The sequence below is a fragment of the Parashewanella curva genome, from assembly GCF_003675895.1.
GTDB classification, from domain to species: domain Bacteria; phylum Pseudomonadota; class Gammaproteobacteria; order Enterobacterales; family Shewanellaceae; genus Parashewanella; species Parashewanella curva.
Window position 1 is genome coordinate 229,548 of the sequence record NZ_ML014753.1, and the last position, 15,040, is coordinate 244,587.

A 15,040-nucleotide genomic window follows, 5' to 3' on the forward strand; every position below is an offset into this window, starting at 1 on the left:
GACAATCGTGAAAATATACCTTGTCGGTGGAGCTGTTCGAGACGCCCTTTTAGACCTCCCCGTAAAAGATAAAGACTACATGGTAGTGGGCAGCACTCCAGAAGAAATGCTAAACCTAGGCTACCAACAAGTTGGAAAAGATTTCCCTGTATTTCTTCACCCCAAAAGTCATGATGAATATGCTTTAGCGCGCACCGAGCGAAAAACAGGTGTGGGTTATGGCGGCTTTAGTGTTGATGCGAGTCAATCCGTTACCTTAGAGGAAGATTTGCTACGACGTGATCTTACCATTAACGCTATCGCTCAGGATGAACAAGGCAAACTTCACGATCCCTATAAGGGCATTGACGACATCAAGAATAAAACCTTACGTCATGTATCAGAAGCCTTTATTGAGGATCCACTTAGAGTATTACGAGTAGCACGATTTGCCGCTAGATTTGCACCACAGGGGTTTTCTATTGCTCCAGAAACCATGACTTTGATGACTCAACTATCAGCATCATGTGAGCTGCAAGCGTTAAGCGCCGAGCGTGTTTGGCAAGAGTTGGAAAAAGTGCTGTCTTACTCTCAACCTCAAGTTTTCTTCCAAGTATTGAAAGACTGTGGAGCACTTCAAGTCCTGTTTCCTGAAATTGAACAATTATTTGGTGTACCACAACCTGAAAAGTGGCACCCCGAGATTGATACTGGTATTCATACCCTCATGGTACTTGAGCAAGCAGCCCGGCTCACTGAAGATAAACAAGTGCGCTTTGCTGCATTGGTTCATGATCTTGGAAAGAGCCTAACACCAAAAGATAAATGGCCTAGTCATCATGGTCACGGTCAACTTGGATTGCCTTTAATAAAAAAGATGTGTGAACGTTTAAGAGTGCCGAATGGCTATCGAGATTTAGCATTACTGGTAAGTGACTTACATCAAAATGTCCATACTGCTTTTGAATTAAAACCAGCAACAGTACTGAAATTTTTTAATAACATGGACGCATGGCGTAAGCCAGAAAGACTACCTCAAGTACTTATAGCTTGCCATGCCGATATTCGTGGAAGAACGGGCTTTGAGCTACATGAATATCCACAAGCAAAGTATTTAACTGAATGCTTCAAAGCAGCAAAAGCCATTGATGTACAAAAAATAATTGCTTCAGGTATCACCGGAGCCGCAATAAAACCTGAGATTGAAAAGCAAAGGAGCCAAGCGATATTCGAAATTAAAAAGCTGACTATAGGCTGACAAAAAAGCGAATAATTGCTAACTAGAATTGTGGCTATAACCAACTATGGCAACATATGGGCACAAACTATTAGGGAGTGTTCGTACAATGAAGAAAATCTTCACCATAGCAGTAATTAGCTTACCTTTATTCTTAGCAGGCTGCGCAACCGATGCAGCACTGCAAGATCACATCCACGCCACGAATCAAAAGCTTGATCTACTCAGTTCACAAATCAGTGACTTGCAATCTCAGCATGATCAATTAATGAATAGTATTAAACACAATCAAAGTGCTTCTGAACGGGCTAATGATCGTTTAGATAACCTAGCCACTCATTACAAAAAGTAAAAATGAAGTATGTATATACTCGTGATACCTGTAGATGCAGTATTTCAGCGAGAATTAATTGCCATTTAGGCAAGGCGCTTTCCCGTAGGAATAGTAACTCTATTTCAAGGGTAAGCAACGCAGTATAAATGGCAATTAAACTCGCACTTCGTGGGCTTTTCAGCGTTGATTCTTCTTTGTTGTGAAAGCTTAAATTAGCCCGCTAGTTCTGCACTTTCACGCCTCGAATAATACAACCCTGAATAAGCCCTGAAAGTTGCATCTTCAAGTATCACGAGTATATTAGCTCGCTCTTAGAGCGAGCTAAATCGATTTTATCCAAAGAAAATCAAACCACACAGTGCAACACCGAGTAACAGTCGATAGATAACAAATGGGGTCATGCCCATTTTGCCAATCACCTTCAAAAAGTAATGAATACAAGCATAAGCGGCAATGAAAGAAACAATTGTACCAATGGTCAATGCCTGAACATCAATCGCCTCAGGTGAGGAAATAAGATCTTTAGTCACCAATATCGCCGCACCAAGCCCTACAGGAATAGACATAAGAAACGAAAATCGGACTGCCGCTTCACGGGTTAACCCTAACAATAGTCCTGCAGTCATGGTGGCACCTGAGCGAGAAGTCCCCGGGATTAAGGCTAGCATTTGCGCAAAGCCAATTAACAAGGCCTTTTTCCAACCTGTTTGATACTCATCAAGCTGATGCTTTGAGACTTTATCTGCCCACCATAGCAGCAAGCCGAAAACGATTGTTGTAGCAGCTATAGTTTCAATATTTCTAAAATGGGTTTTGATAAAGTCCATCCCAAAATAGCCAAAGATAACGGCAGGCAACGTCGCCAGTACAATCCACCACGCCAGCTTGCTATCGGGAGTCTGCTTTCGAGTGATTAAGCTTGTTGTCCAAGCTTGAGTCATTTGCCAAATTTCTTGGCGAAAGTAAATGGCCATGGCTAATAAAGAACCAGTATTAACCGCAACATCAAATGACAAACCTTGATCTTGCCAACCAAACAATGGAGCGGCTAATACTAAATGTCCTGAACTAGAAATTGGTAAAAATTCAGTCAATCCTTGAATAAGCGCTAAAATAATGACGTGTAAGGTATCCATCTAAAATCCTAAAAAATCAAAAGCGATTGGTTTTAAAAGCTGAGAAGACTTATCGTATTCTTGCCAAAGAACTGAGTAGGTTTTACTCAGCTCAGGGTGAACTAAATTGGGTGCAATTTCGGCTAATGGCCAAAGCACAAAAGCATTAAAGGTAATTTCACTGCGCGGTAGGCGAACAGGTAACTGACATATTTTGTCGTCATACAAAAGCAAATCTAAATCTAAAGTACGAGAACTGAATTTTTTAGCATCTTTAGCGCGACCATTCTCAAACTCAATGGCCTTTAAAATATCCACCACCTCATTTATCGTACGCTCTGTCTCAGCCCCAACCACCATATTAAGAAAGTCACCTCCATCAAAGCCAACGGCCTCACTCAAATAGACGGACGATAGGTTTAATGCTTTAAAATGATTGGAAAGCGCTTGTAGCCCTAACCGAAAATGCTTTTCAGGTTCGATATTACTACCCACACTGATGTATACCTTTGCCACACTGCAACCTTAGTCTTGCTTTTGACGAACGATTTCAACGGCCACATTTTGGCATGACTTTACTGCACCGGGTTTATTAACGGTAACCATCACCCAAGGCACATTGAATTCAGACATCAGGCAATTAGCCACCATTTCAGCGACGGTTTCAATCAACTCAACAGGCTTTTCTGTGATCAGTTCTATTAAACGGTTAGATACGGTTTCGTAGCAAAGCGCATGTTGATAATCATCATTTTGGGCAGCTTGCGCGATATTCCATTGCATTTCAATATCGAGATATAAGCTTTGGTTAATTTCCTTTTCCCAATCATAAACACCGATTACGGTATCAACTTTTAGTTGCTTAATGATGACTTTATCCATCAAAATAATTCCAAATTTTAGAGGTCAGATAAGCATTATTATCAAATAGAGATATAATGGCTCGCTACGGTCGCATATTGAACAATTGTGCTTTAGACTGTGAGCCTTAGCGATTGTAATTTGAACAGTGTCCTATCAGACTGCTTTGAGCAGGCGTGATAATACATTAACCAGAGTAAGGAAACCAACTTGAGTGAAATAGCATTAATCAGTGTCATGCTTATTGCCGCTTATCTATTGGGTTCGATTTCCTCTGCTATTCTGGTGTGTCGTTTAAAAGGCTTACCCGACCCCCGAACTCAAGGCTCGGGTAATCCAGGTGCCACTAACGTATTACGTGTAGGTGGAGCTGGTGCTGCTGCCTTAGTTTTATTTTTCGATATGCTCAAAGGCGCTCTCCCAACTTACCTTAGCTATAAACTCAATATTGATTCTGTCTCTTTAGGATTTATTGCCATTGCAGCTTGCCTCGGACACATTTTCCCCGTCTTTTTTGACTTTAAAGGTGGTAAAGGTGTCGCCACGGCATTCGGTGCAATGGCGCCTATTGGTGAAGGCTTAGCTTTGTACTTGATGGGAACCTGGGTATTAGTGGTATTAATCGGCCGCTACTCCTCACTTGCTTCAATCGTCACTGCGATTATGGCACCTATTTTGACTCATTATTTAGATGACCGATTTACCATTCCTGTCGCTATGTTAGGCATACTGATTGTTATTCGCCATAAAGATAATATTTATCGGTTACTAAAAGGCGAAGAGTCACGTTTTACCTTACGCAATAAACTGAAAAGAAAACAAAAGTAAAGTTTGTATTCAGCTTCTTTGATGTAGCTTGTTGTTATCTAACTTTTTTTGGAAAAGTTGAGAATGGCTACTACAACGATTGATTTCCATACAACAGCCGCAGGATCTACCTACTTTGATATTTCAACTCAAAAGCTGACCCAATTGGCGATATCAGCAATTGATGAAGTCCAAAGAGTTGAACTACATGATTCTGAGACAAGCCATAAGTTGCCAGTTGAAATACAATTCCTGCATAATAAGAAGCTCTGGCATGTAAGAGTGATTAAGCAATCTCAATTAGATCAACAACAGCCTTTCCATCAAGCTCCAACTGAATCACCAGTACCAATAAATATTCAAGGTATTTGCCCACTCGCTACTGTAGTAGACTCTCGTTCAATAATTGAAGAAGAACCTATACTGGCAGGTATGGAAGAAACGCAAAGACAAGCTGAGCCACAAAAACACTTATCGACTCAGCAAAGCGATCATAGGATTACTGCTTTATCCAAGAAATTAATGAGTGAATTTAGCTTAAAACTAAACCCTAATTCTGATACACCTTATTTATATCGAGCAATACTTCGTTTAAATAACCAAGCGCTGGAAACCTACCTTAATAAAGGTTTCAATTTATCTCAAACTGTCACCTCTTTATCAACAACAGTTTTACCCACTAAAAGTGTGAGACCCGATCATTCAATCTTGAGTGTCAAAGTTTTTAAAGCATGGGATCAAATGCCGGTTTCTAGAGTGTGTAACGGCAGAGTAACCCTTTTACATCTTGCTATTCTTAGAGGTTGCACAGAACAAGTAAAACTGCTGATTAAAGCTGGAGCTGATGTGGATTTTGTTCCTTTGAAAGGGGTACCTCCACTGCAGACAGCATTACTATGTAATCGTCAAGATATTTTCAAATCTTTGGTAGATGCAGGAGCAAGTCCTTTCACAGAAAACAGCCAAGGCATATCAGTCATAGAACTTGCAGCCACAAAAGGGATAAAAGAAACAGGTTGGTGCTTAAATGCACTGGCTAAATTAAAAATTCCAGCAACAAGCAATGAGATTATAAAGGTGAGGGGGAAGTTCAGAGCTATTATCGCAGCGATATCAGCCAATAAAAATCAAATCTTAGAATTATTATTAAATGATATGACTATTAAGACTCGCTTTTCCTCTGCTACGAATACCGATTCGGTGTTGCATTTAGCCGTAAAAGCTGCCGCTGAAGCATCGATAACAACTGAAGCATCGATAACAACATTGATCGGCTATATAATAAAAAACGGATTAGACAACGTCCTTTCACATACCGATAGCGATGGAAAAACCTTTGTTCAAATAAAAGTATTTAAAAAACTATCACATCATTTACAACACAGTATTCTTGTGCAATTAGAAGAGTATGATCGTAAAAAAAGGCTTCTTGCACATGAGCAAGAGCTATAACCTATGTTAGCTTAACCTTTTGCTCACACCTTGAACTCGATGCGACGGTTTTAATAACCAATTAGACACATCTGCTCCCCGTCTAATCTGGAGCTGAACATGACCCACATGATATGAAAGAGTTCTAAATAACAAGTCTTCGTCAGGAAACGCTTCCAGTCGATACTTTTCAGGCGGTATCTTAGATTGCTGTTTTAAACCAAATCTAACTACTTCTGTATCTGACTTTGCACAATTTACCAGCCAAAAATCCCGATAAAGTGTTCGATTTCTCGCTCTATCCAACACCTTAAAGCACAGTACACTGCCTAATTCAGTAGAATCAAAAACATCTTTCTTATACTGAATATTTAACTTTGACGGGTCAGAGTTTTTGGGATCCCATACGACATGAGCGTCTGGTTCACTCTGATAACTAATGCCATATAGAGGAAAAGATGAGGATAACCAATGTATTTCTGCACTAGACATAAACACTCCCATAATAGAGTTAGTCTTAGCTCAGAATATATCTAGTTAATCCCCACAAGAATAATACTTCTTTAGAATATCTAGGTTGTTAATGTAACTAACGTTTAATTGCTTCCAAAGTATCCAAAGGCCATCTTGGTTGACCTTTTACTTCGAGTCCTTCTGTTTGACCAGACAATAAGCGTTGAGTACCGGCGTAAGCAATCATGGCTCCATTATCGGTGCAAAACTCTGGACGAGGATAAAAGACTTCTCCTTTCAAGCTCGACATCAGCTCGGTTAAACCAGCACGAAGTCGAGTATTCGCACTTACACCACCAGCAATTACCAAACGCTTATGACCTGTTTGTTTTAGCGCACGTTTACATTTGATCATTAAGGTATCAACCACGGCTTCTTCAAAAGCTCTAGCGATATTGGCTCGCGTTTTTTCATCATCAGGTTCAGCAGCGATAGTATTGGCTGCAAAGGTTTTTAACCCTGAAAAGCTAAAATCTAGACTAGGGCGATCCGTCATAGGGCGTGGAAATTTGTATTTGGCAGGCTCACCTTTGGCTGCTAATTTTGCCAGCCGTGGGCCACCCGGATAATCCAGCCCCATTAATTTAGCGGTTTTATCAAACGCCTCACCTGCGGCATCATCAACAGACTCACCTAGCACTTCGTATTCGCCAATGCCTTTAACATCAACCAACATGGTATGGCCGCCAGAAACTAACAAAGCGACAAAAGGGTATTCAGCAGGTGTTTCTTCAAGCATAGGAGCTAATAAATGTCCCTCCATATGATGCACACCAATAGCAGGAATGCCTAAAGAAAATGCAAGCGATCGCCCAACACAGGCACCAACTAATACCGCACCTATCAAGCCAGGGCCTTTGGTATAAGCAATGCCATCTAGATCGCTCATGGCTAAATCAGCATCAGCAAGTGCTTTACGAATAAGAGGGATGATTTTACGAACATGATCTCGCGATGCTAATTCAGGCACTACCCCACCATAATCAGCATGCAGTTTTACCTGACTATATAATGTATGGGATAACAAACCAGCATTTGAATCATAAACCGCAATACCTGTCTCATCGCAGGACGTCTCAATACCTAAAACTCGCATTTCATCTACACTTAATGACAACAAAGGCGAACAATTCTACCTGTAGATAACGATTTGCTCCAGTAAATCGCAATTATCTTACTGGGATCGTAAAAAGATCCAGCGATCGTTAAGATTTTGGGGTTTACAAAGTCATCAATCTGAGTGTAGAATTCCGAACCATTTTTTAATCAACCTTGATTGATTACGGCTTTTAGCTGTTTTCTTTCATACAACTTACACCTAAGGGGTGATGGCGTATGCCAATCGTTAAAGTACGTGAAAATGAACCATTCGACGTAGCTCTTCGTCGTTTTAAGCGCTCTTGTGAAAAAGCTGGTATCCTAGCTGACGTTCGTGCTCGTGAGTTCTACGAGAAGCCAACTACTGCACGTAAACGTGCAAAAGCTGCTGCTGTAAAGCGTCTTGCTAAGAAGCTTTCTCGCGAAAACGCTCGTCGCGTACGTTTATACTAATCTATTATGAGCCTAGTAGATCAGCTTAAAGACCATATGAAGCAAGCCATGATTGCCAAAGAAAAGGCAAGACTTGGTACGATTCGTATGGCGCTCGCCGCCATCAAACAAGTTGAAGTGGATACTCGCGAAAGCTTAACTGATGATCAGGTAATAGCTGTGCTAACCAAAATGGTGAAGCAACGCCGCGACTCTGTAACTCAATATGAGCAAGCAGGTCGTAGCGAATTAGCCGAAGTGGAATTGGCCGAAATTTCTGTTTTAGAAACCTTCTTACCAACACCACTTACTGCTGAAGAAGTCGATGCAATTATTGCTGAAACCATTCAGGCTGTTGGCGCTTCATCCATGGCGGACATGGGCAAAGTAATGGGAGCGTTAAAAGGTAAACTGCAAGGCCGCGCTGATATGAGTGCAGCTGGTGGTCAAGTTAGAGCCCAATTGAAGTAAACCGCAGAAGCTTTTTCTAAAGTTTCTTATATAACGTTACGACAAGCCGTGCTATAGCGCGGCTTGTTTGTTTAATCCTCAACAGAGGCAAAACCAGCAAAGAGTGAGAATATGCCAATACCACGCGATTTCATCAATGAGTTAGTAGCTCGAACTGATATCGTTGCACTGGTTAACAGTAAAGTACCACTAAAAAAAGCTGGTAAAAATTATTCTGCGTGCTGTCCTTTCCATAGCGAAAAAACTCCCTCGTTTACCGTTAGTCAAGATAAACAGTTTTACCATTGTTTTGGCTGTGGCGCTCATGGCAATGCCATTGACTTTGTCATGGAATATGATCGCCTAGAGTTTGTTGATGCTATTGAAGACTTAGCCGGACAACTTGGACTTGAAGTACCAAAAGAGCAAGGTCGCGGTCCGAAAGTTGATCATGCTCTGAGTAAAGATCTCTATCAGTTAATGGAAGAAGCCTGTAACTTTTATCAAGCACAGCTTCGCCAGCATTCAGATAAAGAAAAAGCACAAAATTATCTCGAATATCGTGGCTTATCTTCCGAAGTTGTAGAGCGCTTCAACATTGGTTTTGCTCCCGACGGTTGGGATAACTTACTCAGCCGATACCGAGATAATCAAGGGTTACAAGAAAAGCTGCTTACTGCAGGCATGCTCATCGCCAACGATAACGGCAAACGTTATGACCGTTTTCGTGACAGACTCATGTTTCCCATCCGTGACCGTCGCGGACGAGTCATTGGCTTTGGTGGTCGAGTATTTGGTGAAGGCACACCAAAATACCTAAACTCACCGGAAACCCCAATTTTCCATAAAGGCAATGAGTTATACGGCCTTTATGAATTAAAATTAAAACATCGGAACCCGCATAGAGCCTTAATTGTCGAAGGCTATATGGACGTTGTTGCGCTTGCACAATACGGGGTCGATTATGCAGTAGCATCACTAGGCACCTCAACCACTGCTGAACAACTACAATTGCTGCAAAGAAGTGCCCAAGAAGTGGTATGCTGCTACGATGGCGATAGAGCAGGCAAGGAAGCAGCGTGGCGAGCACTCGAAACCGCTTTGCCATTGCTCAAGCCTGGTGACAAGCTCAAATTCATGTTTTTAGAGCAAGGTGAAGATCCTGACTCGACGGTCAGAAACATCGGTAAAGAAGCATTTGAGCACCACATTGAACAATCCAAGTCGCTTGAAGCCTTTTTATTTGAAAAACTGACTGAAGATTCAGCTGGCGATAAAAGCACACTGGCTAAGCAAGCCATGGCGCTGATCGAAAAAGTCAAAGACGAAATTTTACAGAACTTATTGCTGGAAAACTTAGCCCACAAACTTGGTCTTAATAGCAGTGATGAGCTTAAAAAGAAATTTGGCTTTAATTCGCAAGCCGCGAAAGCCAATCCATTGGGCGCTAAAGGCTTAAAAGGCAGAGGGACACCATTAAGACTCGCCATAAGCCTGATCATACAGCACCCAGAAGTTGGTAATAATTTACCAGCGCAGCCAGCCCTACAACATCTTTCGATGCCCGGACTGGATTTATTGATCCAATTATTGGATCTGACTCGTACAACCCAGATGACATCAGCCCAACTGCTTGAGCATTTTCGCCAGCAACCTCAATTTGAGACTGTAAAAAAGTTGTCTACTTGGGAACATCAAGTCGCCACAGAAAAACTCAAGCATGAATTTAAAAAATCGCTTGTCTGGTTAAGCAACCAATATCTCGAACAGCGATATCAAGAACTCAGCTTGAAACAAAGCCACACCAAGGAAGAAAGGATACAGCTTCAAAAGCTAATTTCCATTATGAAGGGGATAAACAAGTAAATTCTTGTTCATACCCCTAGCACAAGGTAGTGCGTAAGGTTATAATTGACGCTTTGCGTTGAATACAGCATCGCTGAACAATTCAACGTATCGCCTCGTAAACTGTTTACTCAAACTTGGATGATATCTATGGATCATACTCCACAGTCGCAACTCAAATTGTTACTTGCAAAAGGTAAAGAACAAGGTTACCTGACTTATGCAGAAGTGAACGATCACTTACCTGCTGATATGGTCGATTCTGATCAAATTGAAGATATTATCCAGATGATAAATGACATGGGTATTCGCGTGTTTGAAGAAGCACCGGATGCCGATGAAATCATGATGTCTGAAGACAGCACCGATGAAGATGCAGCAGAAGAAGCCGCTGCAGCTCTAGCAACAGTAGAGAGTGAAATCGGTCGTACAACCGACCCTGTACGTATGTACATGCGTGAAATGGGTACCGTTGAACTATTGACCCGTGAGGGCGAAATTGTCATCGCCAAACGAATTGAAGAAGGGATCAATACCGTTCAAGGCTCTGTAGCCGAATACCCTCAAGCGATTGCGATGATCCTTGAGCAATTCGACAAGTACGAAGCTGAAGAAATCCGTTTATCTGACATTATCTCTGGATTTGTAAACCCTGATGAAGATGACGTCGCGCCAACCGCTACTCACGTTGGTTCTGAACTGACTGACGAGCAATTGGATGACGAAGACGACGATGATGACGAAGAAGATGAAGCAAACAAAGGCCCAGATCCTGAAGAAGCAAAAGAACGCTTCACGGAGCTGAGAAAACTGTTTGATATTGGTCAAGCAACTATTGCCGAGAAAGGCCGTGATCATCACTTGTCTGTAAAATGCTTATTTGAACTTGGTGAACTGTTCAAAGAGTTCCGTCTTGTTCCTAAGCAGTTCGATGCATTAGTAAAAAGCATGCGTAGCATGATGGACAGAGTTCGTGTTCAAGAACGTTTGATCATGAAGCTATGTATTGAGCAAGCTAAGCTACCTAAAAAGAACTTTATTAAAGCCTTCGGCGGTAACGAAGCCACTAGCGAATGGTTTACCAAAGAACTAGAGTCTGGCAAATCCTACTCTGACGGCCTTAAAAAAGTTGAAGAAGACGTACTTCGTTGCATCGGTAAACTCGTTGCCGTTGAAGAAGAAACTGGCCTAGCCATTTCAGCTATTAAAGACATCAACCGTCGTATGTCTATCGGTGAAGCTAAGGCTCGCCGTGCAAAAAAAGAAATGGTTGAAGCCAACTTACGTCTGGTAATTTCGATTGCTAAAAAGTACACCAACCGTGGTCTACAGTTCTTGGATCTGATCCAAGAAGGCAACATCGGTCTAATGAAAGCAGTAGATAAGTTTGAATACCGCCGTGGTTACAAGTTCTCGACTTACGCCACATGGTGGATCCGTCAGGCTATCACCCGCTCAATTGCAGACCAAGCCCGTACCATTCGTATTCCGGTACACATGATCGAAACCATCAACAAGCTAAACCGTATCTCACGTCAAATGTTACAAGAGATGGGACGTGAACCATCACCAGAAGAACTGGCTGAACGCATGCAAATGCCAGAGGATAAAATCCGTAAGGTATTGAAAATTGCCAAAGAGCCAATTTCAATGGAAACCCCAATCGGTGATGATGAAGATTCGCACTTAGGTGATTTCATCGAGGATACAACCCTCGAACTACCACTAGATAGTGCTACCGGTGAAAGTTTGAAAAACGCTACTCACGAAGTGCTTGCAGGGCTAACCGCTCGTGAAGCTAAGGTACTGCGTATGCGTTTTGGTATCGACATGAACACCGACCACACGCTAGAAGAAGTAGGCAAACAATTTGACGTTACCCGTGAGCGTATTCGTCAGATTGAAGCAAAAGCATTACGCAAGTTGCGCCACCCTTCTCGCTCAGAAATTCTAAAATCATTCTTAGACGAGTAATCGACTTACTCTCTAAGCTGCAAAAAAGCCTCGATAACATCGAGGCTTTTTTTATGCGATTTTATGAAGTTAGCTGAATAAAAGGTGACAACTGAAGCAAATTTTGTATAACAGATAACCAATTGATTCTACTTGCAGGATTTCTCGACAAAACAGGGATGACAAGCGCCAACAAAGTTCGTATACTTCTTTTCGATTTAGTAGCATTCGCTACATTCAAAATGGCCCCTTAGCTCAGCTGGTTAGAGCACTCGACTCATAATCGATAGGTCCACAGTTCAAGTCTGTGAGGGGCCACCATTTTACTCCCTGTTTTTTCAAGACTTTTTGCTTTTTGATACTATCTTTTTTGTTCTGGAGTTTCCTTAGTATTACTTCTGTGCTACTTTCACATCTAAATCAGCTATAACCCATTGATTAATAAATAATCCCCGCAGCAAGCTGTCTTCGCTTCGCTCAGACTTTCGCAAGCGAAAGCGGGGTATTAACATTACCTCTTTTTGTTACAAACCGCAGCGAGCTGCGGGGAATTGAACCCTAAGAGATTAAATTGTGATACAAGCGACCAAGCAACTATAAATTTTAAAATTCAGAAATAGCCTGTTTGACTATCCCAATAATCTTACATTCATTGTTAATTTCAATGATTGGATACTGAGTGTTTAGCGGTTTTAGGTAACCTTGATCCGCTTCAGTAACATATTGTCGAAAAATAGCCCGCTCATGATTTGGCAAAACGGCTATAACCATCTGTCCTGAACTAGCCTCACTGCACGGCTGAACAATAATCAACGTTCCTTCTTGAATTGATGGCTTAGGGGAATTGCCGTCCATACTGTCGCCACTAACCCTTAATACAAAACAGTCATTAAATGCTGGTTTACTCACTCTCATCCACTCATCAGTGTCCGTTAATGAAAACGTATCAACAAGCTCTGGCCAACGTGCTGCTTGCTTCCAATTAATAACAGGGATCTCTTTAGGCGCAACTAAGTCCGACGATACATTTTCGTCGTACATATCTCCTTCACCATGCACTAGCCATTGAACTTTGATCCCCAATGCTTTAGCTAAATGAGGAGTATACTTGCTAGCAAGGGTTTTCCCTGAACACAGCTGGTAAACTGATTGCTGCCTGATCCCGACCTTTCGAGCCAATCGTCCCTGGCTCATGCCAGCAAGATTCATAGCGTAAGTCAGTCGTTCTGATAATGTTTTCATAGCGTCGATTTTACAAACAAAAAATATGCAGTTCAACACATGAAACTGTTGACAGACGAAATTCAATGGCGTTAGGATTAGCCAAAATCAAAGCAATACAACTAAATAACAGTTAAAACTGTTACAAAAGAAATCTACTCCTTCATATAACTCAGCGAGTTAGAGGAAAAAGCTATGCGTGTTTACGGAAAGGTATACACCCGCTTTTGGATGAAGCAGGTTAGAGGAAAAAGCTATGCGTGTTTACGGAAAGGTATACACCCGCTTTTGGATGAAGCAGGATACTCTCTCATGGAGCGATTCAGCCAAATTACTTGGTTTATATTTACTAACCTGCCAGCACTGTAACTTGCTGGGTTGTTTTCGATTACCACTCGGCTACATAGCTGAAGATCTAGGCTGGTCACGGCGAAGAGTTAGTAGAAACTTAGATGAGCTTAATGAGCATGGCTTCATAGAAAGAGACAAGGCTGGCTGGACGTTTATTTGTAATTACCTCAAACACAACCCCATAGAAAACATAAATCAAGGTAAGGCTGCCATACGATTATTATCTGATGTCCCTCAAGAATTTATTTCCCACGAAAAACTGATTGACGCCCTATCTCAATATCAACACAAACTTCCTGAAGTAATCCAACCGAACCAAGTACCGCAGTCTAATTCAGCCAATGCTACTACCTCAGAGCCTCATTTCAATACCATAGATGAACAAAATTCCGAGTCAACGCCAACACCATCGCAAGAACAAATTCCATCACCAACATCAAATCAGAGCGAAGCCCCCAACAATCTTTTTAATCAATTTTGGCAAGAGCAAACCAGAAAAGAGAAAAAATTAAAAGCTGAAGAGGAGTGGTCACGCCAAGGGCTAGATTCTGATCCTGTAAAAGCAAAAGAGGTCATTGATATTTGGATAGAGCAAAAGACACATCGGCACCAATATCAAGACCGAACCAAAACTCCTCTCCCCCATAATTGGCTCAATAATCAGCAATGGCAGGATGAATACTTAACCGTCGATGAAGCCTTACCATTCGGGCATTCACCATTGGACAACAGCTTTAACAATGCACCTAACAACAACAGTTTTATTGCCCAAAGGTGGTCGGCACCAATAGAGAAAGAGGTTAATAGTCATGATCGAATCTGATAAAATAGAGTTTGCTCAAATTTGGGCATCAGCTTGGAACCTGTATCGACAAAAAATCAGTACTCAGATCCTTACCATTGCTTTTGAGGCACTCAAAAACTATTCCATTGAAGAGATCAGAACAGGCATGACTCACCATATCCGCTCTCCCGATACGGGACAGTTCTGCCCTACCCCGACTGACATCATTAAGCATATTGATGGTAACTCGATATCGAAGTCTTTATTAGCGTGGAATAAAGTCGATGAAGCAATCAAGCGAGTAGGAGCATGGTCATCAGTTATTTTTGATGATCCTCTAATTCATAGAGTGATCACCGACATGGGTGGCTGGGTAAAGCTTTGTAAAATTCAAGAAAGTGATTACCCATATAAAATGAACCTAAATAAATCAGTTGCCCTCCACCCTCAATATCCAGTGGCTCGATCTGAGCTTGATCATTCGGTTCTTTCGTAGGGGGGGGCTTAACCCGACAAAGTTATTGGTATTAACCCTCTTTTTGCTCCAATTTGCTCGATAATCTTTTCAATAATGAGTTGCCAGTACTCTTTCTTTGTTAACTGCTGAGTATTGGACTTCAGTTGTTCAA

The 15,040-nt window shown here is 41.6% G+C and carries 15 protein-coding genes, 1 tRNA gene and 1 pseudogene; 11 read left to right on the forward strand and 6 right to left on the reverse strand.

The genetic code is table 11. The annotated features are described in order from the left end of the window. Positions 1-7 precede the first annotated feature (7 nt). Both D5018_RS01125 and D5018_RS01130 read left to right on the forward strand, forming a co-directional pair. Positions 8-1,237 carry a multifunctional CCA addition/repair protein gene (locus D5018_RS01125; protein ID WP_121837139.1) on the forward strand — a complete coding sequence of 410 codons (1,230 nt, stop codon included), beginning with the start codon at positions 8-10 and terminating at the stop codon, positions 1,235-1,237. A gap of 88 nt (positions 1,238-1,325) precedes the next feature. Next, the gene (locus tag D5018_RS01130; protein WP_165904973.1) at positions 1,326-1,568 is read left to right on the forward strand and encodes an LPP leucine zipper domain-containing protein; all 243 of its coding nucleotides are present in this window, start codon (positions 1,326-1,328) and stop codon (positions 1,566-1,568) included. A gap of 314 nt (positions 1,569-1,882) precedes the next feature. Here D5018_RS01130 and D5018_RS01135 read toward each other — a convergent pair whose 3' ends face one another. The 3 genes from D5018_RS01135 to folB are packed head-to-tail and all read right to left on the reverse strand — an operon-like array spanning position 1,883 to position 3,547. Next, positions 1,883-2,686, reverse strand: coding sequence for an undecaprenyl-diphosphate phosphatase (locus D5018_RS01135; protein ID WP_121837141.1), 804 nt, complete (start codon positions 2,684-2,686; stop codon positions 1,883-1,885). Next, positions 2,687-3,181: a 2-amino-4-hydroxy-6-hydroxymethyldihydropteridine diphosphokinase gene (gene folK / locus D5018_RS01140; RefSeq protein WP_121837142.1), complete on the reverse strand. Its 495-nt coding sequence runs from the start codon at positions 3,179-3,181 to the stop codon at positions 2,687-2,689. 9 nt (positions 3,182-3,190) lie between these two features. Further along, positions 3,191-3,547: a dihydroneopterin aldolase gene (gene folB / locus D5018_RS01145; RefSeq protein WP_121837143.1), complete on the reverse strand. Its 357-nt coding sequence runs from the start codon at positions 3,545-3,547 to the stop codon at positions 3,191-3,193. Between the two features lie 189 nt (positions 3,548-3,736). On the opposite strand from folB, the gene plsY reads away from it, so the two are divergent. Together plsY and D5018_RS01155 are read left to right on the forward strand one after the other, a co-directional pair. Beyond that, positions 3,737-4,354, forward strand: coding sequence for a glycerol-3-phosphate 1-O-acyltransferase PlsY (plsY, locus tag D5018_RS01150; protein WP_121837144.1), 618 nt, complete (start codon positions 3,737-3,739; stop codon positions 4,352-4,354). 63 nt (positions 4,355-4,417) lie between these two features. Beyond that, entirely contained in the window at positions 4,418-5,785 is a 1,368-nt protein-coding gene (locus D5018_RS01155) for an ankyrin repeat domain-containing protein (RefSeq protein WP_121837145.1), read from the forward strand. A gap of 6 nt (positions 5,786-5,791) precedes the next feature. On the opposite strand, the gene D5018_RS01160 is transcribed toward D5018_RS01155, so the two are convergent. Both D5018_RS01160 and tsaD read right to left on the reverse strand, forming a co-directional pair. After that, positions 5,792-6,256 (reverse strand): hypothetical protein, encoded by a 465-nt coding sequence (locus D5018_RS01160; RefSeq protein ID WP_121837146.1) that lies wholly within the window; start codon positions 6,254-6,256, stop codon positions 5,792-5,794. A 97-nt stretch (positions 6,257-6,353) separates the two neighbouring features. Then, positions 6,354-7,373 carry a tRNA (adenosine(37)-N6)-threonylcarbamoyltransferase complex transferase subunit TsaD gene (gene tsaD / locus D5018_RS01165; protein ID WP_121837147.1) on the reverse strand — a complete coding sequence of 340 codons (1,020 nt, stop codon included), beginning with the start codon at positions 7,371-7,373 and terminating at the stop codon, positions 6,354-6,356. Positions 7,374-7,612: 239 nt separating this feature from the next. Here tsaD and rpsU point away from each other — a divergent pair, with 239 nt between their 5' ends. The 5 genes from rpsU to D5018_RS01190 all read left to right on the forward strand — a co-directional run bounded on the left by rpsU (position 7,613) and on the right by D5018_RS01190 (position 12,376). Further along, on the forward strand, positions 7,613-7,828 hold the full coding sequence (gene rpsU / locus D5018_RS01170) for a 30S ribosomal protein S21 (RefSeq protein WP_011758943.1): 216 nt from the start codon (positions 7,613-7,615) through the stop codon (positions 7,826-7,828). A gap of 6 nt (positions 7,829-7,834) precedes the next feature. After that, positions 7,835-8,278: a GatB/YqeY domain-containing protein gene (locus D5018_RS01175; RefSeq protein WP_121837148.1), complete on the forward strand. Its 444-nt coding sequence runs from the start codon at positions 7,835-7,837 to the stop codon at positions 8,276-8,278. 111 nt (positions 8,279-8,389) lie between these two features. Beyond that, entirely contained in the window at positions 8,390-10,123 is a 1,734-nt protein-coding gene (dnaG, locus tag D5018_RS01180) for a DNA primase (protein WP_121837149.1), read from the forward strand. A gap of 129 nt (positions 10,124-10,252) precedes the next feature. Next, positions 10,253-12,076 (forward strand): RNA polymerase sigma factor RpoD, encoded by a 1,824-nt coding sequence (rpoD, locus tag D5018_RS01185; protein WP_207819187.1) that lies wholly within the window; start codon positions 10,253-10,255, stop codon positions 12,074-12,076. 223 nt (positions 12,077-12,299) lie between these two features. After that, positions 12,300-12,376, forward strand: a tRNA-Ile gene (locus tag D5018_RS01190). Between the two features lie 282 nt (positions 12,377-12,658). Here the strand turns inward: D5018_RS01190 and D5018_RS01195 are convergent. Further along, entirely contained in the window at positions 12,659-13,297 is a 639-nt protein-coding gene (locus tag D5018_RS01195) for a LexA family protein (RefSeq protein ID WP_121837150.1), read from the reverse strand. A gap of 235 nt (positions 13,298-13,532) precedes the next feature. Here D5018_RS01195 and D5018_RS01200 point away from each other — a divergent pair, with 235 nt between their 5' ends. After that, a complete protein-coding gene (locus D5018_RS01200; protein WP_121837151.1) occupies positions 13,533-14,450 on the forward strand; it encodes a helix-turn-helix domain-containing protein in 918 nt (305 codons plus the stop codon). Then, a pseudogene (locus D5018_RS01205) lies at positions 14,437-14,826 on the forward strand (DUF6475 domain-containing protein); the annotation flags it as partial. The gene D5018_RS01200 and the pseudogene D5018_RS01205, both read left to right, overlap by 14 nt. Between the last annotated feature and the right edge of the window lie 214 nt (positions 14,827-15,040).

What these genes read in the sequence shown, in the direction of transcription:
- D5018_RS01175 (WP_121837148.1), top strand. Translation starts at nt 7,835, where the DNA reads ATGAGCCTAGTAGATCAGCTTAAAGACCATATGAAGCAAGCCATGATT.
- D5018_RS01195 (WP_121837150.1), bottom strand. Translation starts at nt 13,297, where the DNA reads ATGAAAACATTATCAGAACGACTGACTTACGCTATGAATCTTGCTGGC.
- rpsU (WP_011758943.1), top strand. Translation starts at nt 7,613, where the DNA reads ATGCCAATCGTTAAAGTACGTGAAAATGAACCATTCGACGTAGCTCTT.
- rpoD (WP_207819187.1), top strand. Translation starts at nt 10,253, where the DNA reads ATGGATCATACTCCACAGTCGCAACTCAAATTGTTACTTGCAAAAGGT.
- D5018_RS01160 (WP_121837146.1), bottom strand. Translation starts at nt 6,256, where the DNA reads ATGTCTAGTGCAGAAATACATTGGTTATCCTCATCTTTTCCTCTATAT.
- D5018_RS01200 (WP_121837151.1), top strand. Translation starts at nt 13,533, where the DNA reads ATGCGTGTTTACGGAAAGGTATACACCCGCTTTTGGATGAAGCAGGAT.
- tsaD (WP_121837147.1), bottom strand. Translation starts at nt 7,373, where the DNA reads ATGCGAGTTTTAGGTATTGAGACGTCCTGCGATGAGACAGGTATTGCG.
- folB (WP_121837143.1), bottom strand. Translation starts at nt 3,547, where the DNA reads ATGGATAAAGTCATCATTAAGCAACTAAAAGTTGATACCGTAATCGGT.
- D5018_RS01155 (WP_121837145.1), top strand. Translation starts at nt 4,418, where the DNA reads ATGGCTACTACAACGATTGATTTCCATACAACAGCCGCAGGATCTACC.
- D5018_RS01130 (WP_165904973.1), top strand. Translation starts at nt 1,326, where the DNA reads ATGAAGAAAATCTTCACCATAGCAGTAATTAGCTTACCTTTATTCTTA.
- dnaG (WP_121837149.1), top strand. Translation starts at nt 8,390, where the DNA reads ATGCCAATACCACGCGATTTCATCAATGAGTTAGTAGCTCGAACTGAT.
- D5018_RS01135 (WP_121837141.1), bottom strand. Translation starts at nt 2,686, where the DNA reads ATGGATACCTTACACGTCATTATTTTAGCGCTTATTCAAGGATTGACT.